Source organism: Achromobacter sp. Marseille-Q0513 (assembly GCF_018195695.1).
Lineage (GTDB): Bacteria > Pseudomonadota > Gammaproteobacteria > Burkholderiales > Burkholderiaceae_B > Achromobacter.
The window spans coordinates 42,077-62,967 of the sequence record NZ_JAGTJY010000013.1; the positions used below are offsets into that span (position 1 = coordinate 42,077).

The 20,891-nt window shown below is 67.7% G+C and carries 20 protein-coding genes; 13 read left to right on the plus strand and 7 right to left on the minus strand.

The annotated features are described in order from the left end of the window. Nucleotides 1–75: 75 nt before the first annotated feature. The 3 genes from KDH83_RS05150 (at nt 76) to KDH83_RS05160 (ending at nt 2,772) form a co-directional block, all read left to right on the plus strand. Nucleotides 76–675, plus strand: a complete 600-nt coding sequence (locus KDH83_RS05150) for a class I SAM-dependent methyltransferase (protein ID WP_249204860.1) — start codon at nt 76–78, stop codon at nt 673–675. A 200-nt stretch (nt 676–875) separates the two neighbouring features. Next, complete coding sequence (locus KDH83_RS05155; protein WP_212313262.1) at nt 876–1,217, plus strand: hypothetical protein; 342 nt, start codon at nt 876–878, stop codon at nt 1,215–1,217. A gap of 289 nt (nt 1,218–1,506) precedes the next feature. Then, nucleotides 1,507–2,772, plus strand: coding sequence for a TIGR03862 family flavoprotein (locus KDH83_RS05160; protein WP_212313263.1), 1,266 nt, complete (start codon nt 1,507–1,509; stop codon nt 2,770–2,772). Nucleotides 2,773–2,776: 4 nt separating this feature from the next. On the opposite strand, the gene KDH83_RS05165 is transcribed toward KDH83_RS05160, so the two are convergent. After that, nucleotides 2,777–3,178 carry a hypothetical protein gene (locus KDH83_RS05165; protein WP_212313264.1) on the minus strand — a complete coding sequence of 134 codons (402 nt, stop codon included), beginning with the start codon at nt 3,176–3,178 and terminating at the stop codon, nt 2,777–2,779. 47 nt (nt 3,179–3,225) lie between these two features. Then, nucleotides 3,226–3,585 carry a hypothetical protein gene (locus KDH83_RS05170; RefSeq protein WP_212313265.1) on the minus strand — a complete coding sequence of 120 codons (360 nt, stop codon included), beginning with the start codon at nt 3,583–3,585 and terminating at the stop codon, nt 3,226–3,228. Between the two features lie 172 nt (nt 3,586–3,757). Here KDH83_RS05170 and KDH83_RS05175 point away from each other — a divergent pair, with 172 nt between their 5' ends. From KDH83_RS05175 to KDH83_RS05195, 5 genes are all read left to right on the plus strand, one after another. After that, nucleotides 3,758–3,889 (plus strand): entericidin A/B family lipoprotein, encoded by a 132-nt coding sequence (locus KDH83_RS05175; RefSeq protein ID WP_103273452.1) that lies wholly within the window; start codon nt 3,758–3,760, stop codon nt 3,887–3,889. Nucleotides 3,890–4,099: 210 nt separating this feature from the next. Continuing rightward, nucleotides 4,100–4,528 carry a BPTD_2524 family lipoprotein gene (locus KDH83_RS05180; protein WP_212313266.1) on the plus strand — a complete coding sequence of 143 codons (429 nt, stop codon included), beginning with the start codon at nt 4,100–4,102 and terminating at the stop codon, nt 4,526–4,528. A gap of 2 nt (nt 4,529–4,530) precedes the next feature. Beyond that, nucleotides 4,531–4,944 (plus strand): hypothetical protein, encoded by a 414-nt coding sequence (locus tag KDH83_RS05185; protein ID WP_212313267.1) that lies wholly within the window; start codon nt 4,531–4,533, stop codon nt 4,942–4,944. A gap of 104 nt (nt 4,945–5,048) precedes the next feature. Next, a complete protein-coding gene (locus KDH83_RS05190) occupies nt 5,049–6,341 on the plus strand; it encodes an aspartate carbamoyltransferase (RefSeq protein ID WP_212313268.1) in 1,293 nt (430 codons plus the stop codon). Between the two features lie 177 nt (nt 6,342–6,518). Continuing rightward, the gene (locus tag KDH83_RS05195) at nt 6,519–7,937 is read left to right on the plus strand and encodes a diguanylate cyclase (RefSeq protein ID WP_212313269.1); all 1,419 of its coding nucleotides are present in this window, start codon (nt 6,519–6,521) and stop codon (nt 7,935–7,937) included. Between the two features lie 198 nt (nt 7,938–8,135). Here KDH83_RS05195 and KDH83_RS05200 read toward each other — a convergent pair whose 3' ends face one another. Further along, nucleotides 8,136–9,050, minus strand: coding sequence for a recombination-associated protein RdgC (locus tag KDH83_RS05200; RefSeq protein ID WP_212313270.1), 915 nt, complete (start codon nt 9,048–9,050; stop codon nt 8,136–8,138). A 152-nt stretch (nt 9,051–9,202) separates the two neighbouring features. Between KDH83_RS05200 and KDH83_RS05205 the strand changes: the two genes are divergently transcribed. Then, nucleotides 9,203–9,421 (plus strand): hypothetical protein, encoded by a 219-nt coding sequence (locus KDH83_RS05205; protein ID WP_212313271.1) that lies wholly within the window; start codon nt 9,203–9,205, stop codon nt 9,419–9,421. 469 nt (nt 9,422–9,890) lie between these two features. On the opposite strand, the gene KDH83_RS05210 is transcribed toward KDH83_RS05205, so the two are convergent. The 3 genes from KDH83_RS05210 to KDH83_RS05220 all read right to left on the minus strand — a co-directional run bounded on the left by KDH83_RS05210 (nt 9,891) and on the right by KDH83_RS05220 (nt 14,038). Further along, nucleotides 9,891–11,567 (minus strand): MFS transporter, encoded by a 1,677-nt coding sequence (locus tag KDH83_RS05210; protein WP_212313272.1) that lies wholly within the window; start codon nt 11,565–11,567, stop codon nt 9,891–9,893. Between the two features lie 286 nt (nt 11,568–11,853). Continuing rightward, on the minus strand, nt 11,854–13,230 hold the full coding sequence (locus KDH83_RS05215; RefSeq protein ID WP_212313287.1) for a sensor histidine kinase: 1,377 nt from the start codon (nt 13,228–13,230) through the stop codon (nt 11,854–11,856). A gap of 118 nt (nt 13,231–13,348) precedes the next feature. Continuing rightward, nucleotides 13,349–14,038 (minus strand): response regulator transcription factor, encoded by a 690-nt coding sequence (locus KDH83_RS05220; RefSeq protein WP_103273459.1) that lies wholly within the window; start codon nt 14,036–14,038, stop codon nt 13,349–13,351. 284 nt (nt 14,039–14,322) lie between these two features. Here KDH83_RS05220 and recA point away from each other — a divergent pair, with 284 nt between their 5' ends. Then, nucleotides 14,323–15,387, plus strand: a complete 1,065-nt coding sequence (recA, locus tag KDH83_RS05225) for a recombinase RecA (RefSeq protein WP_212313273.1) — start codon at nt 14,323–14,325, stop codon at nt 15,385–15,387. Nucleotides 15,388–15,506: 119 nt separating this feature from the next. Next, nucleotides 15,507–16,259: a recombination regulator RecX gene (gene recX / locus KDH83_RS05230; protein WP_212313274.1), complete on the plus strand. Its 753-nt coding sequence runs from the start codon at nt 15,507–15,509 to the stop codon at nt 16,257–16,259. A gap of 103 nt (nt 16,260–16,362) precedes the next feature. Here the strand turns inward: recX and KDH83_RS05235 are convergent, their stop codons facing one another. Next, a complete protein-coding gene (locus KDH83_RS05235) occupies nt 16,363–17,280 on the minus strand; it encodes a LysR family transcriptional regulator (protein ID WP_212313276.1) in 918 nt (305 codons plus the stop codon). 209 nt (nt 17,281–17,489) lie between these two features. Here KDH83_RS05235 and metE point away from each other — a divergent pair, with 209 nt between their 5' ends. Then, nucleotides 17,490–19,787: a 5-methyltetrahydropteroyltriglutamate--homocysteine S-methyltransferase gene (gene metE / locus KDH83_RS05240; RefSeq protein ID WP_212313279.1), complete on the plus strand. Its 2,298-nt coding sequence runs from the start codon at nt 17,490–17,492 to the stop codon at nt 19,785–19,787. Between the two features lie 256 nt (nt 19,788–20,043). Next, a partial coding sequence (locus KDH83_RS05245; RefSeq protein WP_212313281.1) for an AMP-binding protein occupies nt 20,044–20,891 on the plus strand: 848 nt, incomplete at its 3' end.

Consider the following 20,891-nt stretch of genomic DNA (forward strand, 5'->3'; position numbering starts at 1 on the left):
GAAGCGCCAGACTGGCGCCATTCCGCTGCCCGGGGCAAAGCGCGCCCGGGCCGGGAGGAATCGAAGGAGAAGCGCATGAGCGTGTGGGACGAGATGTACGCCGACGAGGCCTACGTATATGGAACCGAGCCGAACGCCTTCCTGGCGCAATATGCGGCGCTGCTGGCCGGGCCGGTGCTGAGCGTGGCCGAGGGGGAAGGGCGCAACGCCGTCTATCTGGCCACGCAGGGCCTGGATGTGCTGGGCGTGGACCAATCCGAAACCGGTCTGGCGAAGGCACGCCGGTTGGCGGCGGCCAGGGGCGTGCGGATCCGCACGGAGGCCGCCGATCTGGCCGCCTATGCGCCACCGCCAGCCACGTTTGGCTCGCTGGTATCGATATACGCGCACATGCCCAGCCAGATACGCAAGCGCTTGCACCACGCGGCCGAGTCCGCGTTGAGGCCGGGCGGCATCGTCCTGCTCGAGGCCTATCGCCATGAACAACTGGGACGAGGCACGGGCGGGCCGGACGATCCGGACATGTTCATGGCGCTTGCCGATCTGGAACGCGAGTTTCCCCATTGCGACATCCTGCTGTCGCGCGAAATCGAGCGCGACGTGACCGAGGGCGTGTTTCACACCGGCATGGCCTGCGTCGTACAGCTCATTGCCCGCAAGCGCTCCGAGGGCTGAGGCGAAGCGGCGGCGGGTCCCCGGCGGCCCGACCATGACGTTTGCGTCCGGTTGTTTCCCTGTCGGACTGCCCCGCCGCTTGCGCCAGGTCAAGCGCAAGCGTGGTCCGGAGTTTCCCCGATACCTTGCGGGCGCACGACAGGGCGGTGCTGAGCTACCATGGTTCCAGCCTGCGGCTTGGCCGCGAACAAGGAGGGTGCATGGGTACAGCAAAATACGATCATCCCGGTTATGTCGCCGACACGGGCGATGCAGGCAAGTATCACGTGGGCATCTGGTGCCCGCACGGCTATCCTGCCCATATCCATATCGGCAGGCCGGCCGATGGCGGCGATCCCCTGGCGCTGCTGCGCCTGCGCATACCGGACGGCGTGTTCCAGTCGCTGGCGGACGATCCCGAGACGCTGTGCCGTCGGGCGCTGGGGCAGGCGCTGGGCGCGGGCCTGCTGCGCACCGTGTCGGTGGACGGCGACTACCAGGAGATCCGCTTCGAACTCGACGCCGAGCCCTGGGGCGGCCCCATGCTGGCGGCGCGGGCCTGATGAGTTGCCCACAGCGGCTGTGGAAAAGCCTTGGGATAGCCGCTGTGCATGTGTAAATAGTGACGCAATAACAAGGGCTTGGCGCCGGCGCTCAATAAGTGTCCGATCCGGCGCCCGGCCCCCGTTCACCACCCCCATGCGACAATCGCAGCCGCCGCGCCGCCCGCGGCGCTTTTTTTTGTTTTTCCCACGCCATGATTCCGCCACGTTGCTCCGCATTTCCGTGCCTGTTCCGCCATGACCGCTCGCGGGCGTCCGTCGCTCGCGACGGACGCGCGGGGAAGGGACGATGAGCGCGGTGAAGGGCGACGCCAGGCCCTGGCGCGTGGCCGTGATCGGCGGTGGTCCCGCCGGCCTGATGGCGGCCGAGGGCCTGGCCGCCCGGGGATACAGCGTGGATGTGTATGACGCCATGCCGTCGGTCGGCCGGAAGTTCCTGATGGCGGGCCGGGGTGGATTGAACCTGACGCACAGCGAGCCGGCCGGGCCGTTCCTGGCCCGTTACGGCGATCGCGCCGCGCAGGTCGCGCCATGGCTGGCACGGATGGATGCCGCCGCCTTGCGCGACTGGGCGCAGGGCCTGGGCGTGCGCACCTTCGTCGGCACGTCGGGTCGCGTGTTCCCCGAGGAAATGAAGGCCGCGCCGCTGCTGCGCGCCTGGCTGGCGCGTCTGCGCGCGGCCGGCCTGCGCTTTCACATGCGGCATCGCTGGCTGGGCTGGCCCGAGGATGCGGCGGGCGGCGCCGCGGATCTGCGTTTCGATACGCCCGAGGGCGAGCGCCGCGCCTCGGCCGATGCCGTCGTGCTGGCCCTGGGCGGCGGCAGTTGGGCCCGCCTCGGTTCGGACGGCGCCTGGGCGCCGGGCCTGCGCGCGCGCGGCGTCGCCGTGGCGCCGTTGCGGCCGGCCAATTGCGGTTTCGACGTGGAATGGTCGGAACATTTCCGCGAGCGCTACGCGGGGCAGCCGGTCAAGCCGGTGTCCATGCGCTGCGGCGACGACGCGAAGGCCCGGCAGGGCGAATTCGTGGTCACAAGCAGCGGCATCGAGGGCAGCCTGGTCTATGCGCTGTCGGCGGCGTTGCGCGATCGCCTGCAGGCCGATGGCAGCGCGACCGCGGTGCTGGATCTGCTGCCCGATTGGCCGCAGGAAAAAGTGATGGCGGCGGTGACGCATCCGCGCGGCTCGCGTTCGCTGTCCAGCCATCTGCAGAGCCGGTTGGGCCTGACCGGCGTGAAGGCGGGCTTGCTGCGCGAATGCGCCGGTGAACAGGCGCTGCGCGATCCCGCCCTGCTGGGCGTGCGCATCAAGGCGCTGCCGGTGCCGTTGCAGCGCGCGCGTCCGATCGACGAGGCGATCAGCACGGCGGGGGGCGTGAGCTTCGACGCGCTGACGCCGGGCCTGATGCTGCGCGCCATGCCCGGCGTGTTCTGCGTTGGCGAAATGCTGGATTGGGAAGCGCCCACCGGCGGCTATCTGCTGACCGCCTGCATGGCGGGCGGGCTGGCGGTGGCGGAAGGCGTGGCGGCCTACCTGGACGCGCCACGCGGGGATTGATGCTTCAGGAGCTGGTGAGGATGGATGGGCTCGCCGGCGCGGCGCGCGGGGCCAGGTCGCTGACCACCTGGCCGACCACGGGCGGCGCGCCGTCCTGGGCCAGGATGCCAATGACCCGGGTAACCGAGCCGGCTTCCACGCGGGAACCCTGGCCCGGATCCTGAACCAGCTGCCAGATCACCGCGTCCGCGGCGTCGATGTCGGTCAGGCTGGCGTTGGATTCGTCCAGGCAGCCACGGGTGAATGCGGACCAGTCGGCCGCGCTGCAAGGCAGCCCGTGCGCCGTGGCCAGGCGCGCCAGCGCCAGCGGCGCGTCGCGCTGGCTCGCGGCCTGCTGGGCGGCGGCGCCCAGCGACACGTCCAGCGACAGCTGGCGCAGAAATTCCACGACGTTATCCGTATTCATCTTGCGGTCTCCCTCTCAAGCCGTTCAGGTTGGCGGGCGCGGTGGTGTCAGCCGGGCTTGCCGCCCAGCATCGACACCAGCGATTGCTTCAGGCGCGGCGAAAAAATGGGCACGGTGTGGGACACGCCGCTGCGGTCCACGCCTTCTTTCAGTTCGACGGACTGACCCTGGAACACTTCCGGCGCGCGGGCGACGTCGTTGTAGCGCGCGAGCAGCGCGTCCACATGGGACTGGGCGTCCGCCAGCGTGCTGCACGAAGCCAGTTTGCCGGCCGTGTGTTCTTGCAGGATGCGATGCAGGTCGTCAATGAAAAGGGCCAGCGCCGCCGGACCCCGGCAGCCGGGCTGTTCCCAGCCCCAGCTTTTCGGGGCCGTAGCGCCGGCCGTCGATGCGTATGTCTTGGTCATTCGTGCATCCTAATGCATTGCCGTGAAATGCGCGACAAGGGCAAGCGAGCGCCGGCCGGGGGCGCTGCGGCCGGCGGCGGCGAGCCCGCTTTCGCGGGTGGATGGCCGATGCTCAAGACGCGGGCTTTGCGGTATGCTGGGCTCGGTTTTCAAGCCATGAAAGGAGAACTCCATGAAGAACAAAGTCTTTCTCGTCATGCTGCTTTCGATCGCCGCGCTTTCGGCGGGCTGCAATACCGTCGCGGGCGCGGGCAAGGATATACAGCGCGGCGGAGAAAAGATCGAGGACGCCGCCAAGAAGTAGGCAGCCTCGCCAGCGTCTGTTCGCGCGGCGCAGGGCCGCGTCCGGGATGCCCAGGCATGCCGGACGCGGCTTTTTTTATCGCCGGGCCGCTGCTGGAGGGCGCGTCGCCTTGATGGCCGCAAGCGGGCGTCGCGCGTTTGTGCCCGGCCGGTCACGAATGCGGGGCTGGCATAATCGCGGGAATCCGAAAGTCTGAAAACGGGAACGATGATGCGCAAGTCTGTATGGATGGTGGGCGCGATGCTGGCGGCGTCGCTGGGCGGGTGCGCGAGCACCGGTGTGTACGAGGCCGATACCGCGCTGCACGAAACCTTCATCGTCGACACGAATTCGCAGGCCGCGTTCCGACGCGCGGGCGAATACGTGCGCGCCTGCCACGTGAATGTCGCCCATCCCTACAACGTCGCCTATGCCTGGAAGCCCAAGCTGGGCGAGAAGGGCGCGCCCGACGAGGTGCAGGTCTACAAGGTGGGCGAGCAGGCCAAGGTGCTGGAACTGATCACGTCCGAAGCCGAAAGCCCGAGCAAGGCCAAGGTGACGATCACCGTGGTGGGCGAGGGCCGCTGGGACAAGGCCGAGATCGCCGCCGCCCGCGCCTCGATCGAGAGCGCCACGCCGGCCTGCCGCCAGGGCGGCTGATCATGGAGCCGCGCTCGGGGCAGGGGCGGGCAGGCGCGATGGCGTTCGCGCTGTTCGCCGGCGCGTTCCGCCTGCTGGCCTGGATCAACGGCGGCGCGGCGCTGGTGCTGGTGTTCTTCATGTTGGGCGTGATCGGCTCGGACGTGGCCGCGCCCGATCTGCAGGCGCCGCTGGCGCTGTACCTGGCGGGTTTCCTGGGCGCCTGCGGCGGCCTGCTGTTTGGCTGGCTGGCGCAGGCCAGCCTGTTGCGGCAGGGCGACACCCTGCGGCCCGGCCGACGGCACTGGCCGGCCCAGGCGCTGGCCGTGCTTTTCTATGTGGCGAGCGCGCTGTGCTTCTGCGCCGCCTGCTGGCTGGCCGCCGGTTCCGCCGCCACGGCCGATGCCTCGGTGACGACGGGCTACACCGGCGTCTAGGGAAAATCGCGGGTAAACCCGTGTGCGCAAAAGTGTTGGACATGCACTTGCGTTGAGAATAATATGCGCAGTGCGTATATAAATCCTCTTCCTCGGGGCCTGTCATGACCATCTCCCAGCAAGCTTTCCTGCGCGACGCCATGCGACGCCTGAACCTGACGCGCGACGTCTTCGCCACCCGCATCGGCGTCAAGCGCCGGGCGCTGGACACCTGGCTGCTGCCCGAGGGCTCGCAGGAATTCCGCGCCATGCCGGAAGTGGTGCAGCGCTTCGTCAGCGAAATCGTGCAGAACGGGGTTTTGCTGGAAAAATATACGCAAAGCGTACAAGACGGCCCGCTGCGTGACCGCATCGCCATCGAAGGCAAGCATCAGCTGGTATCGGTGGACCAGTTCACGCGCGAATCGGTGGAAGACCTGTTCCGCGTGGCCGACATGATGCAGCCCATCGCGCGCCGCCAGAAGATCTCGCGCGTGCTCGAGGGCGCGGTGCTGGGCAACCTGTTCTTCGAGGCCAGCACCCGTACCCGCGTCAGCTTCGGCTCGGCCTTCTGCCGCCTGGGCGGCTCGGTCTGCGACACCACCGGCTTTACGTTCTCGTCCATGGCCAAGGGCGAATCCATCTACGACACCAGCCGCGTCATGAGCGGCTATGTCGACGCGATGGTGATCCGTCATCCGGACCAGGGCTCGGTGGCCGAATTCGCGCGCGCCACCAATATTCCGGTGGTCAACGGCGGCGACGGTCCTGGCGAACACCCGAGCCAGGCGCTGCTGGACCTGTACACGATCCTGACCGAGTTCTCGCGCCTGGGCAAGCTGCTGGACGGCGCGCACATCGCCATGGTCGGCGACCTGAAGTATGGCCGCACCGTGCACTCGCTGATCAAGCTGCTGGCGCTGTACAAGGGCGTGAAGTTCTCGCTGGTGTCGCCGCGCGGCCTGGAGATGCCTTCCTACATCATCGAACAGGCCAGCCGCAACGGCAACGTCATCGAGCAGAAGAGCTCGCTGGGCGAGGGCCTGGCGGGCGCCGACGTGATCTACGCCACGCGCGTGCAGAAAGAGCGCTTCGCCAACGAAGAGAACGAAGGCTACACGCCCGACTTCCAGATCAACCGCGCCATCATCGATGAATACTGCGGTCCGGACACCATCGTGATGCACCCGCTGCCGCGCGACAGCCGTCCCGGCGCCAACGACCTGAGCGTGGACCTGAACCACGATCCGCGCCTGGCGATCTTCCGCCAGACCGACAACGGCATCCCCATCCGCATGGCGATCTTCGCGGTGCTGCTGGGCGTGGAAGGGCTGGTGCAGCACTCGATGCGCGACGTGACGTGGCAGCATCCCACCCACATCGGCCCCGACGACTCGGCCTTCCACGGCCTGGACTGATCCTCGCCGTTCCGATTTTCCCCACGCGGCGGCCGCGCTTGCGGCCCGCCCCGGGCGATTTGAAGCATAATCCGCGCTGGTTTTGCCGTCGGGATGTCCTGGCGGCGAGTTTGTGTCGCGCGCCGCTGCCGGGCGCGCTTCGGGGCTAGCGGCCCTGATCCGGTCGGATGGTCCCCTATGTCTTCGAGCAGCAGCGCAATCCCCGTCACTCCCGCCGTTGCCGGCCAGGCCTGCTATCTGAGCGCATCGAATGCGCAGGCCTGGCAGGCGGTCTACCAGTCCGTGGACGCCTACACCCGAGGGCAGGTCGCCGCCGTGGTGTCCGATAGCGCCACCGCGCTGGTCGACGCCTTCTATTCCACGCTGTTGTCCGACGCCGAGGCGGGGCCGCGCCTGTCGCACGAGATCGTCTCGACCCGCCTGAGCAGCGCCATGAAGGGCTGGCTCAAGGGCCTGCTCTGCGTGCGCGACCAGGGCGACATCGCGGCGCTGATGGCGGCGCAGAAAAAGGTCGGCGAGGTCCATGCGCGCGTGCACATCCCCATCCATCTGGTGATGGCCGGCGCGCGCATCCTGAAGAACGAGATTGCGCTGCGCCTGCGCGCCAGCGACCTGGACGGCATGGCCGCGTCGGTGGCCACGCAGTACGTCTGTAATCTGTTCGACCTGGCGATCGAGCAGATGAGCCGCGCCTTCATGCGCGACGTCAACCGTGGCGCGCGCAACGACGAGGCCTACCGCTTGTTCGCGCTGGGGCAGAACATCTCCACCGAGCGCGAGCGGCAGCGCGCCGCGCTGCTCGAATGGAGCCAGGCCGTGCTGATCGGCCTGCACTACCGCGCCCCCGAGCAGGTGCTGCCGCGCCTGGCGGCCTCGGAGTTCGGCCTGTGGCTGCACCACAAAGGCGGCGTGCTGTTCGAAAGCGCGCCCGCGCTGCGGCAGATCATGGAAGCGGTGGCGCGGCTGGACGACGTGGTGCTGCCCGGCCTGATGCGCAGCGCCGAGGGGCAGGGCGCCATGCCGGACCTGGTGCGCGAGCTGCAGGAACTGGTGGCGCGCATCAAGCACCTGCTCAACGGCCTGTTCGACATGGTGGCGGAAATCGAGAGCGGCAGCGATCCGCTCACCAATGTGTTGAACCGGCGCTTCCTGCCCTCGGTCATCGGCCGCGAGATCGCCATCGCCACGCGCCAGCATTCCGCGTTCTCCGTGCTGCTGCTGGACATCGACCACTTCAAGTCCATCAACGATCAGTATGGGCACAGCGGCGGCGACCAGGTGCTGCGCCAGTTCGCCGAAGTCGTGCACCAGGCCTGTCGTTCCAGCGACTTCGTGTTCCGCTATGGCGGCGAGGAATTCCTGGTGGTGCTGGTGGACACGGGGCCGGAGGCCGCGATGCTGGTCGCGCAGAAGCTGGGCGCGGAAATCCGCCGCCACGCCTTCTCGGTGTCGGAGGCCGCCAATCTGAAGATCACGGCCAGCATCGGCGTGGCCTCGTTCGACGGTCATCCCGACTACGCCTACCTGATCGAGCGGGCCGACAAGGCGCTGTACCGCGCCAAGCAGGCCGGACGCGACCAGGCCGTCCCGGCCTGAGCGGCGGGGGGGGGGCCGCGCCCCCCGGGCCGCCGTGTGCCCGGACCTTGGCGACCATGCGCTTCCCGCGCGCGCCGGATTTCGGATAGCACGATGCAAAACCCCCGGAAGGCTGGATCGGAATCCAGCTTCCCGGGGGTTTTGGCATTCAGGCTTCGGCCATCCCGGGGCTGCGCGGGCAGCCCCGGGATGCGGCGTTCAGACGCGCTTCTCGCCGCCCAGCGCCTCGACCAGCTCGGCCATCAGCTTGGCCAGCTCGCCCGTCATCAGCATCATGTCGGAGTCGAACTTCTCGTCGTCGTTGGCGGCGATGGCTTCGTTGCCTTCCTTGAGCACGTCCAGCGGCGCGACGCGCTTGACGTCCAGGTTCTCGGTCAGCACGAAGGAGATGCGGTCGGCCCAGGTCATGGCCAGGCGCGTGCACTGCTTGCCGGACTGGATGTGGCGGCGCACGTCGTCGGCGTCGATGGAGTGCTTGACGTATCGGATCGCCGCGCCGCTTTCGCCGGACGAGCGCAGCTCGGTGTCCTGGTCGATGGTGAAGTTGGACGGCGCTTCGTCCTCGGCCAGCCAGCCGGTCATGGCCGAGGCGGGCGATTGGGCCACGTACAGGTTTTCCAGCGGGAACGGGTCGATGCACTTGGCCAGCAGCCCGATCACTTCATCGGCCTTGGCCGAGGCTGCGGCGTCGATGACCAGCCAGTGGTTCTGCGGGTCGATCCAGACGCGGGTGTCGCGGTACACGCTGAAGGCGCGCGGCAGCAGCTCGTCGGTGACGCGCTCCTTGATTTCCTTCATCTGCTTGCGGCCCGGCTTGTAGCCTTGCTGCTCTTCGATTTCCTGGGCGCGCGCCTTGGCGACCTGGTTGACCACGGTGCCGGGCAGCAGCTTCTTCTCGGCGCGCAGCGTCAGCAGGATCTGCCCGCCCCCCACGTGCGCCAGTCCGCCGTTCTCGCGCGGCGGCACCCAGCCCAGGCTCTGCATTTCGAGGTTGTTGGCGCCGGCGCTGCCGCTGGCCTGATAGGCATGCCGCGCGAGCGTTTCTTCCAGCTGCTCGCCCACGAGCGTCCACGGCGAGGAAAGGCGGTAGATCTTAAGGTTCTTGAACCACATGTGCGTCGGCCAAAAGGGTTGATTCTATACGACCCGGCCCACCCGGATCGACCTTGCGCTGCGCGCGCGCGACGCGACACGATCTGTCACTGACAGCCCGTGGCGCATGCGGTAACGTCCGCCGCAACGCTCATCGACACAAGGAGAACAGCATGAAATTGTCGACAATCATTGGCGCAGTGCTGATCGTGCTGGGCGTGGCCGCGCTGGCGTACAAGGGCTTCAACTACAAGTCCGAAGAGACCGTGCTGCAGATCGGCTCGGTCAAGGCCACCGCGGAAACCGAGAAGTCCGTGGCCATCCCGTCGTGGGCGGGCATCGCCGCCATCGTGGTCGGCGTGCTGGTGGTTGGCGTGGGCATGCGCCGCTGATACGACGCCTAGGCATTTCCCGAAGGCCCGCGCTTGCGCGGGCCTGTTCGCGCGCGCAAAAAAAAAGCGGCCCGGCGCTATGCAGGCCGGGCCGGTACGGGAGCACGCAATGCCGCGTCATAAAAGGCTCGCGGGGAACGCGACATTGGTGTCAGAGGAGCAGCCCTGCAAATCGTCTGGCAGGGGGATCAATCGCCAGGTGATTTGGCGCAAGGCCGTAATCTGAGGCGCCAGTCTAAGGGCAGGGGTCTGACAGCGTCCTGAATCGAACAGCGAGCGCGCGGAACACAGAATTCCATGTGCGGCATGGCGAAGCGACATGTCTCGCGACGCGCCTGCCGGCGCGGGTTCGCCGCGTGTGGGCTGGCCTTGCCGGTTCGACGCGGACAGGGCAAAAAAAAAGCTCCCGAGGGAGCTTTGTGAAAGGCCGGGCAGGCGCAGCAGTCCCGCCCGGCGGGGGATGGATGGTTTAGTCGTTGATGTCGTTGTCCTTGGTCTCGCGCACGAACAGCGTGCCGATGACCAACGTCATCACGGCGATGATGATCGGGTACCACAGGCCGTCGTAGATGTTGCCGGTGGCGGCCACCACTGCGAAGGCGACCGGGGGCAGGAAGCCGCCGAACCAGCCGTTGCCGATGTGGTACGGCAGGCTCATCGAGGTGTAGCGGATGCGGGTCGGGAACATTTCCACCAGCATGGCCGCGATCGGGCCGTACACCATGGTCACGTAGATCACCAGGATGGTCAGCAGCAGCACGACCATGACGTTGTTGCTCTGGGCCGGATCCGCCTTGGCGGGATAGCCGTGCGTGCGGATCGCGGTGGTCAGGGCCTTGTCCAGCTCGGCGGCCTTGGCCTTGAACTCGGCAGGCGCCAGCGTCTTGCCGTCGAACGAGGCGAACTCGTCGCTGCCGATCTTGACCTTGGCGACCGAACCGGCGGGCGCCGCTTCGTTCTTGTAGTTCACCGAGTTGCGGGCCATGAAGGACTTGACCACGTCGCAGGAGCTGGTGAACGAGGCCGTGCCCACGGGGTTGAACTGGAACGAGCAGGTCGCCGGATCCGCGATCACCGTGACCGGGGCCGAGGCCTGGGCCTTTTCCAGCGCCGGGTTGGCGAAGTGGGTGAGGCCCTGGAAGATCGGGAAGTAGGTCAGCGCGGCGATCAGGCAGCCCGCCATGATGATGGGCTTGCGGCCGATCTTGTCCGACAGCGCGCCGAACACGACGAAGAACGGGGTGCCGATCAGCAGCGCCACGGCGATCATGATGTTGGCGGTGTTGGCGTCGACCTTCAGCGTCTGCGTCAGGAAGAACAGCGCGTAGAACTGGCCCGTGTACCAGACCACGGCCTGGCCGGCGGTCAGGCCCAGCAGCGCCAGCAGCACGACCTTCAGGTTCTTCCACTGGCCGAACGATTCGGCGATCGGCGCCTTCGAGCCCTTGCCTTCTTCCTTCATGCGCTGGAAGGTCGGCGATTCATGGAGCTGCATCCGGATCCACACCGAGATGCCCAGCAGCACCACCGAGATCAGGAACGGAATGCGCCAGCCCCAGGCCTTGAAGTCGTCTTCGCCCATGAACGTGCGGATGCCCAGGATCACCAGCAGCGACAGGAACAGGCCGAGCGTGGCGGTGGTCTGGATCCACGACGTGTAGAAGCCGCGGCGGCCATGCGGCGCGTGCTCGGCCACGTAGGTGGCTGCGCCGCCGTATTCGCCGCCCAGCGCCAGGCCTTGCAGCAGGCGCAGCACGATCAGGATCGCGGGAGCGGCCAGGCCGATGCTGGCGTAGCTGGGCAGCACGCCCACCAGGAAGGTGGACAGGCCCATGATCACGATGGTGACCAGGAACGTGTACTTGCGGCCGACCAGGTCGCCCAGGCGGCCGAACACCAGCGCGCCGAACGGACGCACGGCGAAGCCCGCCGCGAACGCCAGCAGGGCGAAGATGAAGCCCGCGGTGGGGTTCACGCCGGAGAAGAAGTGTTGCGCGATGATGGCCGCGAGCGAGCCATACAGATAGAAGTCATACCATTCGAAAACCGTGCCCAGCGAGGACGCAAAGATGACGCGGCGTTCATCCTTGGTCATCGGGCGCGGATCCGCGGAGGGACCGCGGCCTGCCACAGTGGTTGTGCTCATGATGTCTCCTCGTTTTTGTCGCCGGCGGTTTTTTTCGCCGTGCCTGACCCTCCGCCGGCGAGGCCGACATCGAGCTATACGCAAGGTAGGGAATGAGACTGACTCGGTTCTGACGTAACCCTTACCTGAGGCTTAAATTTGCAACAAAAAGAAACTGCTTCATAGGGAGGCTAGGGATAGCACTTAGGAACCAATGGCGTGGGCGTCGCGCTGTTTTGGGCTCGCGGCAAGCCGCCGCGGCCATTGGAACGAGATTTTTGTGGGGGTGTGTCCGCGGGGCGGCGCGCTAGGCGTCGGCGGACGGGTCTGGTTCCGCGTACAGCGGGAAGGCGACGCGGATGCGGGTGCCCGGCAGGTCGGAATAGGGGCTCGGATGGTCGCTGATGACGACCGTGGCCTGGTGGGTCTGCGCGATCTCGCGCACGATCGCCAGGCCCAGTCCGCTGCCGTCGGACAGCGTGCCCAGCACGCGGTAGAAGCGGTCGAAGACGCGCTCGCGTTCTTCCGGCGCGATGCCGGGGCCCGAGTCCTCGACCTCCAGCACGCCTTGCTCGCCCTGGCTCTGCACCCGCACCGTGATATGGCCGCCGCGCGGCGTGTAGCGCAGCGCGTTGTCCACCAGGTTGTTCAGCAGCTCGGCCAGCAGCAGCGGGTTGCCGTTGATCTCGACCGGCGTCTCGGCGCCCTCGAAACCCAGGTCGGTGCTGAGCGACAGCGCGTGCGGCACCCAGTGCATGGCCTGCTCGTAGGCGATGGCGTTCAGGTCGGTGCGGGCCAGGCCGATGGCGGCGGGGTTCTCGGCGCGCGCCAGCAGCAGCAGCTGGTTCACCAGGCGGGTGGCGCGCTCCGATCCGGTGACCAGCTGGCGCAGGCTGGATTGCATTTCCTCGGGGCTGGCGTCGCGCAGCGCCAGCTCGGCCTGCGTGCGCAGCCCGGCCAGCGGCGTCTTCAGCTGGTGCGCGGCGTCGGCCACGAAGCGGCGCTGCGCCTGCACGTTGGAAGACAGCCGGTCCAGCAGGTCGTTCATGGCCGCCAGCAGCGGCGCGATCTCGGACGGCGCGGCACGCTCGTCGATCGGCGACAGGTCGTCGGGCCGGCGCGCGCGCAACCGCTGCTGCAGCGCGTTCAGCGGCGCCACGCCGCGCGACAGCCCGAACCACACCAGCAGCACCGCCACCGGCAGCACCACGAACTGCGGAATGATCACGCCCTTGATGATGTCGTTGGCGAGCTGGGTGCGCTTTTCCACCGTCTCGGCCACGATCAGCAGCGCCGGTTGCGTGCCGGGCAGGTTCAGGTCGACCCAGGTGTAGGCCATCCGCACGCCGAAGCCGCGCAGCGTGTCGTCCTCGTACAGCACCTGGCCGGGGCTGGGCTGGCCCACGCTGGCCGGCAGCGGCAGGGCGCGGTCGCCGCCCAGGTACTCGCCGCGGCTGCCCAGCGCCAGCCAGAACACGCTGTCGGTCTCGTCGGCGCGCAGCACGTCGCGCGCGGCGTCGGTCATCCTCAGCGTCGCGCGGCCGTCCTGCGCGTAGACCTGGCGCGTCAGCACGTGCAGATTGTTGGCCAGCGCGCGGTCGTAAGGCACGTTGGCGATGTTCTGGGCGACCACATAGGTGATGGCCACGCTCATGGGCCACAGCAGGAACAGCGGTGCCAACATCCAGTCCAGGATCTCGCCCAGCAGCGACCTTTGCGGCGGCGCGAAGCTGGGGCCCTTGGCCCCCGCCCGCATGACATCCAGTGCCTCTTGATTGAGCGTTTCGGGATGCTGCGGGGAATCAGCTGGCGAGGTAGGCCGCACCCTGGTCCCGTTCAAGGCAATATCCCAGGCCGCGCACGGTCACGATCTTCACGCCGCTGGGTTCGAGTTTCTTGCGCAGGCGATGCACATAGACCTCGATCGCGTTGGTGCTGACTTCCTCGCCCCATTCGCACAGATGGTCGACCAGCTGGGTCTTGCTGACCATGCGGCCGCTGCGCGTGAGCAGGATCTCGAGCAGGCTGACCTCGCGCGCGGACAGGTCCAGCGTCTGCTCGTCGACCATGGCCACCCGGCCGGTCTGGTCGAACACCAGGCGGCCATGCTTGAGCAGCGTGGCGCCGCCGCCGGCGCCGCGGCGGGTCAGCGCGCGCACGCGCGCCTCCAGCTCGGACAGGGCGAAGGGCTTGGCCATGTAGTCGTCGGCGCCCAGGTCCAGGCCCTTGACGCGCTGCTCGATGCTGTCGGCGGCGGTCAGGATCAGGACGGGCAGGGAGGAATTGCGCGCGCGCAGGCGCCGCAGCACTTCCAGGCCCGCCAGATGGGGCAGGCCGAGGTCCAGGATGAGCAGGTCGAAGGCCTGGGCGGCCAGCGCGGAATCGGCCGCCAGGCCGTCGCGCACCGCGTCGACCGCGTAGCCGTTGTGCCGTAGCGAGCGGGACAGGCCGTCTGCCAGGATACTGTCGTCTTCGGCGATCAGGATACGCATGGGCTGCTGCTAGTGTTGTACGTCCCCCGCGCGATGCCGGTTGCCTGCCCTGTCGCCCGCGCGGGTTTTTCTTCTGTCGCGGGCCGTCCGGCGGCGCAATGGGGACGAATCACCGGGGGCGTCTGGGATTCTGTCACAGGGCGTGGCGCTTGCCACTCAGGGTATACGTGGAAAACTCTGGCACACTGTTTTTTTGTACAGTACAATCCGATGCCATAATCTCGACCGCAACCCGACCCGCAATCCGACCCGCAACCCGATACGTTACACAGACAGGACTTCACATGGACGACAAAACCACCAAGGCCGCTGCCGCGGAAAAGGCCAAGGCGCTCGCCGCCGCGCTTTCGCAGATCGAAAAGCAGTTCGGCAAGGGCTCGATCATGCGCTACGGCGACAACGAAGTCTCCCACGACATCCAGGTGGTTTCCACGGGTTCGCTGGGCCTGGACATCGCGCTGGGCGTCGGTGGCCTGCCGCGCGGCCGCGTGGTCGAGATCTACGGTCCGGAATCGTCGGGCAAGACCACGCTGACGCTGCAGGTGGTCGCTGAAATGCAGAAGCTGGGCGGCACCTGCGCCTTCGTCGACGCCGAACACGCGCTGGACGTGCAGTACGCCTCCAAGCTGGGCGTGAACCTGGCCGACCTGCTGATCTCGCAGCCGGACACGGGCGAGCAGGCGCTGGAAATCGCCGACGCGCTGGTGCGTTCGGGTTCCGTCGACCTGATCGTGATCGACTCGGTCGCCGCGCTGGTGCCCAAGGCCGAAATCGAAGGCGAGATGGGCGATTCGCTGCCTGGCCTGCAGGCTCGCCTGATGAGCCAGGCGCTGCGCAAGCTGACCGCCACCATCAAGAAGACCAACTGCATGGTCATCTTCATCAACCAGATCCGCATGAAGATCGGCGTGATGTTCGGCAACCCCGAAACCACCACCGGCGGCAACGCGCTCAAGTTCTACGCCTCGGTGCGCCTGGACATCCGCCGCATCGGCTCCATCAAGAAGGGCGACGAGGTCGTCGGCAACGAAACCCGCGTCAAGGTCGTCAAGAACAAGGTCGCGCCGCCGTTCAAGCAGGCCGAGTTCGACATCATGTACGGCGCCGGCATCTCGCGCGAAGGCGAAATCATCGACCTGGGCGTGGCCGCCAACGTGGTGGACAAGTCCGGCGCCTGGTACAGCTACAACGGCAACCGCATCGGCCAGGGCAAGGACAATGTCCGCGAATACCTGAAAGAGCACCGCGAGCTGGCGATCGAGATCGAAAACCGCGTGCGCGAGAACCAGGGCGTGGTCAGCCGCGCCGCCGAGTTCGTGCCCACGGCCGAAGACACCAGCGAAGACTGAGTGTCCTTGCTGCGCCCGGGTTCGCGTCAGCGGACACCGGGCGTGTACGGCAGTCGGGCGACGGCAGGTTCCTGGTTCGGGAACCTGCCGTTGTCGTTTTCCTGTCTACACTTCATCCCATGAGCTGGAAACCTTCCGCCAAATCCTCCGAGCATCTGCGCGCCAAGCTGGATGACGAGTTCGAGACCGTGGCCAAGCCGCAAGGGCTGCGCCGCAGTTCCGACGCGCGTCGCGCCGCCGAGCCCGCCGCCGCGCCGGACGAATGGCAGCGCAGTTCCGAGCAGCGCACCCGCGCCGGCGCGCGCCGGGCCCGGGCCGATCGCGAAGACGCCCGCGATGGTGTGCGGGACGACGATGGAACGGACAGCGATCGGACGGGCCGCGACAGGAAGGATGGCGGTGCGCAGGCCGAGGGCGGCAAGCCCGAGCGCAAGGGCCCGTCGCTGAAGATGCGCGCCGTGGGCTATCTGTCGCGCCGCGAGCATGCGCGCGCCGAGCTGGCCCGCAAGCTGGTGCCCTATGCCGAGGATCCGGCCGAGATCGAGGCGGTGCTGGACGCGCTGGAAAAGGAAGGCTGGCTGTCCACCGAGCGTTTCGCGCAGAGCCTGGTGCATCGGCGCGCGTCGCGCCAGGGGGCGGCGCGCATCGTGCAGGAACTGCGCCAGCACGGCGTGGACGATGGCCAGGTGGCCGAGCTGCGCGACCAGCTTCGGTCCACCGAGCACGAGCGCGCGCTGGAGGTCTGGCGCAAGCGCTTCGGCGAAATACCGGCCGACCGCGCGGCCTACGCCAAGCAGGCGCGCTTCCTGGCCAGCCGCGGCTTCGCGCAGGACGTCATCCGCCGCATATTGGGCGCGGGCGACGAAGACTAGGCCGCGCTGGCGAATCGGGCCAGGACCGCAGGCGCCAGGCGTATTGCACTCAGCTATCCCGGTCCTGACGGCCCGCTCAGGCGAGCCGTCACCGCATCCGCTCCTACTTCGCCGACTTGATCCCGCTCAGCGTCTTGAAGCAGACGTCGCGCGTGATGGTCAGGAATTCATCGATGTACGAGGCGTCCGTGTCCTCGCTGCGCACCGTGGCGTAGAGCGTGCGCCATACCCCTTGCGGCCCCAGCCGGCACAGCCGCAGCCAGCCCTGGTTCATGTATTCCGTCAGCGCCCAGTTCGGCAGCGCCGCCACGCCGCGGTTGCTGGCGACCAGCTGCGCGATGATGGGCGTGAGCTCGGCCTTGCGTATCGCGGCCGGTTCCACGTCGGCCGGGTCCAGGAACGCGGTGAAGACGTCCAGGCGCTGCTTGTCCACCGGGTAGGTGATGAGCGTCTGGTCCGCCAGCTGGTCGGGCATGACGAACTTGCTGCCGGCCAGGGGATTGGATTCCGACACCGCCAGCACCAGTTCGTACTTGAACAGGGGCAGGTAGTCGACCGCGTCCAGCGGCTGCGGATCGGAGGTGATGACCAGGTCCAGGTCGCCGCGCACCAGCGCGGGCAGCGGCGCGAAGGAGAACGCCGCCGACAGGTCCAGCGCCACGTCCGGCCATTGCGCGCGGAAGGCGTCCAGCGCCGGCATCAGCCACTGGAAGCAGGAGTGGCAATCGATGGCCAGGTGCAGCCGGCCGCTGCGGCCCGCCGCCAGGCGCTGCAATTCCCTTTCGGTGGCGCGCATGCGCGGCAGCACTTCGTCGGCCAGCGCCAGCACGCGCAAACCGGCGGTGGTCAGGCGGGCAGGGCGGGTGCGGCGGTTCAGCAGCGGCGTGCCCAGCCGGGTTTCCAGGTCGCGCAACTGGTGCGACAGGGCGGATTGGGTCAGGTGCAGCCGTTCGGCGGCTTCCTGCAGGCTGCCGCCATCGCGGATGGCGGTCAGGGTTTCCAGGTGACGAATTTCCAGCATGGGGGGCGTTCAGACCAAAAAAGGGCGCGGAAGAATGCGCGGGAGACGGGCGGACGGGCGCCGGAACCGGCTGTCCCACGGATGGCTCATGAGCTTATGTTTTATGAGATTCTCTCATATTATGAATGTAGACATTGATTTTGACTCAAATTGATTGTGCGCCAGAATAGCCGTCACTTGAACAAATTTTGTCTTCGGACCATATCGACATGACGACTATTCATAATCTGGGATTCCCCCGCATTGGCGCCCATCGTGAACTGAAGCGCGCGGTCGAGGCCTACTGGGCCGGCAAGCAGACCGCCGAAGCACTGGAGCAGACCGGCCGCGAGCTGCGCGCCCGCCACTGGCAGCTGCAGGCCGCCAACGGCCTGGCCTTCGTGCCGGTCGGCGATTTCGCCTGGTATGACCAGATCCTGGAATGGACCACGCTGCTGGGCGCCGTGCCCGCGCGCTTCGGCCAGAAGGACAACGAACCCGTGTCGCTGGACACGCTGTTCCGCATGGGCCGCGGCCGCGCCCCCAGCGGCAAGCCCGCCGCCGCCTGCGAAATGACCAAGTGGTTCGACACCAACTACCACTACATCGTCCCCGAACTGACGCCGGGCCAGACCTTCCGCATCGCCCGCGAAGCGCTGTTCGAGCAGATCAAGGAAGCGCAGGCCCTGGGCCTGGCCGTCAAGCCCGTGATCCCGGGTCCGCTGACCTGGCTGTACCTGGGCAAGGGCGATGCCTATGCCGACGGTGCCGCCGACGCCGGCAAGCTCAAGCTGCTGGAAAACCTGCTGCCGGTCTACCAGGCCGTGCTGGCCCGTTTCGCCCAGCAGGGCGTGCAATGGGTGCAGATCGACGAGCCCATCCTGGCGCTGGACCTGCCGCAAGCCTGGCGCGACGCGTTCAAGCAGGTTTACGCCGCGCTGTCGTCCAGCCCGGTGAAGCTGCTGGTCGCGACCTACTTCGATGGCCTGAAGGACAACCTGCCCACCGCGTTGGCCCTGCCCGTGGCCGGCCTGCACGTGGATCTGGTGCGCGCGCCGGAACAGCTGGCCGAGGTCGTTGCCGGCCTGCGCGCCGACCAGGTGCTGTCGACGGGCGTGATCAACGGCCGCAACATCTGGCGCACCGACCTGGACGCCGCCGCCGCGACGCTGGCGCCGGTCGGCAAGCAGTTGGGCGAGCGCCTGTGGCTGGCGCCGTCGTGCTCGCTGCTGCATGTGCCGGTGGACCTGGACAATGAAACCGAACTCGATGCCGAGTTGAAGAGCTGGCTGTCCTTCGCCGCGCAGAAGCTGCAGGAACTGAACCTGCTGGGCCGCGCCCTGGATGGTGCCACCGACGCCGCCACCCAGGACGCGCTGGGCAGGCAGCGCGCCGCGCTGGCCGCGCGCCGTTCCTCGACACGCATCCACAACCCGGCCGTGGCCGCCCGTATGGCCGCCGCCGGCGGCGTGTCGCGCGACCGCGCCCCATTCGCCGGCCGCATCGCTCGCCAGCAGGAAGAGCTGGGCCTGCCCGCCTATCCCACCACCACCATCGGTTCCTTCCCGCAAACCGCCGAAATCCGCGCGCTGCGCCGCGACTGGAAGTCCGGCGCGCTGACCGACTCGGCCTACGAGACCGCGATCCGCAAGGAAATCGAGGAAGTCATCCGCTTCCAGGAAAAGGTCGGCCTGGACGTGCTGGTGCACGGCGAACCCGAGCGCAACGACATGGTGGAGTACTTCGGCGAGCTGCTGGCCGGCTTCGCCTTCACCAAGAATGGCTGGGTGCAGAGCTACGGCTCGCGCTGCGTCAAGCCGCCGGTCATCTTCGGCGACGTGGCCCGTCCCGCGCCGATGACGGTGGGCTGGTCGTCCTACGCGCAGTCGCTGACCGACAAGCCGGTCAAGGGCATGTTGACCGGACCGGTCACGATCCTGCAGTGGTCCTTCGTGCGCGATGACCAGCCGCGCGAACAGACCTGCCGCCAGCTGGCGCTGGCGCTGCGCGATGAAGTGGTGGACCTGGAAACCGCCGGCATCAGCGTGATCCAGATCGACGAGCCCGCCATCCGCGAAGGCCTGCCGCTGCGCCGCGCCGACTGGCAGGCCTACCTGGACTGGGCCGTGGACTGCTTCCGCCTGTCGACCGCCGGCGTGCGCGACGAGACGCAGATCCACACGCACATGTGCTATTCGGAGTTCAACGACATCATCGAATCCATCGCCGCGATGGATGCCGACGTCATCACCATCGAGACCTCGCGCTCCAACATGGAACTGCTCAAGGCCTTCGAGGACTTCCGCTATCCGAACGACATCGGCCCGGGCGTGTACGACATCCACTCGCCCAACGTGCCCGAAGTGGACTGGATGGTCGGCCTGATGCAGAAGGCCGCCGCGCGCCTGCCCAAGGAGCGGCTGTGGGTCAACCCTGACTGCGGCCTGAAGACCCGCGCCTGGCCCGAGACCGAGGCCGCGCTGATCGGCATGGTGCAGGCTGCCCGCGCGCTGCGCGACGCCGCCTGAACAAGCCGGCGGCCGGCGCGTCCGGCAACGCCCGTCCCCGGCTTGGCCCGCGCCTGCGATGCAGGCGCGGGTTGTTTGTTTTTCGGGGTACGCCAGCGTGAAATTGTCGTGAAGCCGCCGCCGCGCGGACGCCCGCGCGGCATGGGCACAACGCGCGCGACGTCTTTGCGATGTTTTTGTCCGCGGCCCTTGAACGAATCCCGCCGGTATGGGTCAATAAGCGAAAAATCCCCTTTGCCGGATTGTCGCCTTACCTATGATTCTCCATGGCTCTGACCGGCCGGATCTGCTGATCGCGGAAACGCTGCCGGATATTCTCGAAGCCACGATCCTGCGTCATCCCGACGCCGTCGCCATCCATTGGCAGGATCAGTCCATCACCTACGCCGCGCTGGGCCGGCGCGCCGACCTGGCCGCGCACCACCTGATCGAGGCCGGCGTGCGGCCGGGACATATCGTTGGCCTGTGCCTGCCGCGCGGCGACGAGCTGCTGCTGATGCAGGCCGCCATCGCCAAGGCCGGCGCGGCCTGGCTGCCGTTCGAATCGGATACGCCGCCCGAGCGCATGCAGGCCTGCCTGCAGGACGCCGGCGCGCAGTACATCGTCGCCGGCGGCGAGGTCCAGCTCGACGGCATCGCCACCTGTACGCCCTGGCAGCTGTCGCAGCCAGTGGCCGACTCGGCGCCGCTGCGACAGCGCGCAGGGCTGTTGCCCGAGCATCCGGCCTACGTCATCTACACCTCCGGCTCCACCGGCAAGCCCAAGGGCGTGCCCATCACCCAGGCCAGCATCTGCCACTTCCTGCGCAGCGAGAACGAGGTGCTGGGCGTGCGCCACGGCGACAAGGTCTACCAGGGCTTCTCGGTCGCCTTCGACATGTCGTTCGAGGAAATCTGGATCAGCTACCTGGTCGGCGCCTCGCTGTGGGTCGCGCCCAAGATGCTGACGACCGATCCGGAGGGGCTGCCCGAGGCGCTGGCGCGCGAGGGCGTGACGGTGCTGCACGCCGTGCCCACGCTGCTGGCCCTGTTCAGCCGCGACGTGCCCAGCCTGCGCATCATCAACCTGGGCGGCGAGATGTGCCCGGAGTTCCTGGCGGCGCG

What these genes read in the sequence shown, in the direction of transcription:
- KDH83_RS05160 (WP_212313263.1), top strand. Translation starts at nt 1,507, where the DNA reads ATGAGCGCGGTGAAGGGCGACGCCAGGCCCTGGCGCGTGGCCGTGATC.
- KDH83_RS05195 (WP_212313269.1), top strand. Translation starts at nt 6,519, where the DNA reads ATGTCTTCGAGCAGCAGCGCAATCCCCGTCACTCCCGCCGTTGCCGGC.
- KDH83_RS05170 (WP_212313265.1), bottom strand. Translation starts at nt 3,585, where the DNA reads ATGACCAAGACATACGCATCGACGGCCGGCGCTACGGCCCCGAAAAGC.
- KDH83_RS05150 (WP_249204860.1), top strand. Translation starts at nt 76, where the DNA reads ATGAGCGTGTGGGACGAGATGTACGCCGACGAGGCCTACGTATATGGA.
- KDH83_RS05200 (WP_212313270.1), bottom strand. Translation starts at nt 9,050, where the DNA reads ATGTGGTTCAAGAACCTTAAGATCTACCGCCTTTCCTCGCCGTGGACG.
- KDH83_RS05185 (WP_212313267.1), top strand. Translation starts at nt 4,531, where the DNA reads ATGGAGCCGCGCTCGGGGCAGGGGCGGGCAGGCGCGATGGCGTTCGCG.
- KDH83_RS05165 (WP_212313264.1), bottom strand. Translation starts at nt 3,178, where the DNA reads ATGAATACGGATAACGTCGTGGAATTTCTGCGCCAGCTGTCGCTGGAC.
- KDH83_RS05180 (WP_212313266.1), top strand. Translation starts at nt 4,100, where the DNA reads ATGCGCAAGTCTGTATGGATGGTGGGCGCGATGCTGGCGGCGTCGCTG.
- KDH83_RS05175 (WP_103273452.1), top strand. Translation starts at nt 3,758, where the DNA reads ATGAAGAACAAAGTCTTTCTCGTCATGCTGCTTTCGATCGCCGCGCTT.
- KDH83_RS05235 (WP_212313276.1), bottom strand. Translation starts at nt 17,280, where the DNA reads ATGCTGGAAATTCGTCACCTGGAAACCCTGACCGCCATCCGCGATGGC.
- KDH83_RS05155 (WP_212313262.1), top strand. Translation starts at nt 876, where the DNA reads ATGGGTACAGCAAAATACGATCATCCCGGTTATGTCGCCGACACGGGC.
- recX (WP_212313274.1), top strand. Translation starts at nt 15,507, where the DNA reads ATGAGCTGGAAACCTTCCGCCAAATCCTCCGAGCATCTGCGCGCCAAG.
- KDH83_RS05215 (WP_212313287.1), bottom strand. Translation starts at nt 13,230, where the DNA reads ATGTTGGCACCGCTGTTCCTGCTGTGGCCCATGAGCGTGGCCATCACC.
- recA (WP_212313273.1), top strand. Translation starts at nt 14,323, where the DNA reads ATGGACGACAAAACCACCAAGGCCGCTGCCGCGGAAAAGGCCAAGGCG.
- metE (WP_212313279.1), top strand. Translation starts at nt 17,490, where the DNA reads ATGACGACTATTCATAATCTGGGATTCCCCCGCATTGGCGCCCATCGT.
- KDH83_RS05220 (WP_103273459.1), bottom strand. Translation starts at nt 14,038, where the DNA reads ATGCGTATCCTGATCGCCGAAGACGACAGTATCCTGGCAGACGGCCTG.
- KDH83_RS05210 (WP_212313272.1), bottom strand. Translation starts at nt 11,567, where the DNA reads ATGAGCACAACCACTGTGGCAGGCCGCGGTCCCTCCGCGGATCCGCGC.
- KDH83_RS05190 (WP_212313268.1), top strand. Translation starts at nt 5,049, where the DNA reads ATGACCATCTCCCAGCAAGCTTTCCTGCGCGACGCCATGCGACGCCTG.
- KDH83_RS05205 (WP_212313271.1), top strand. Translation starts at nt 9,203, where the DNA reads ATGAAATTGTCGACAATCATTGGCGCAGTGCTGATCGTGCTGGGCGTG.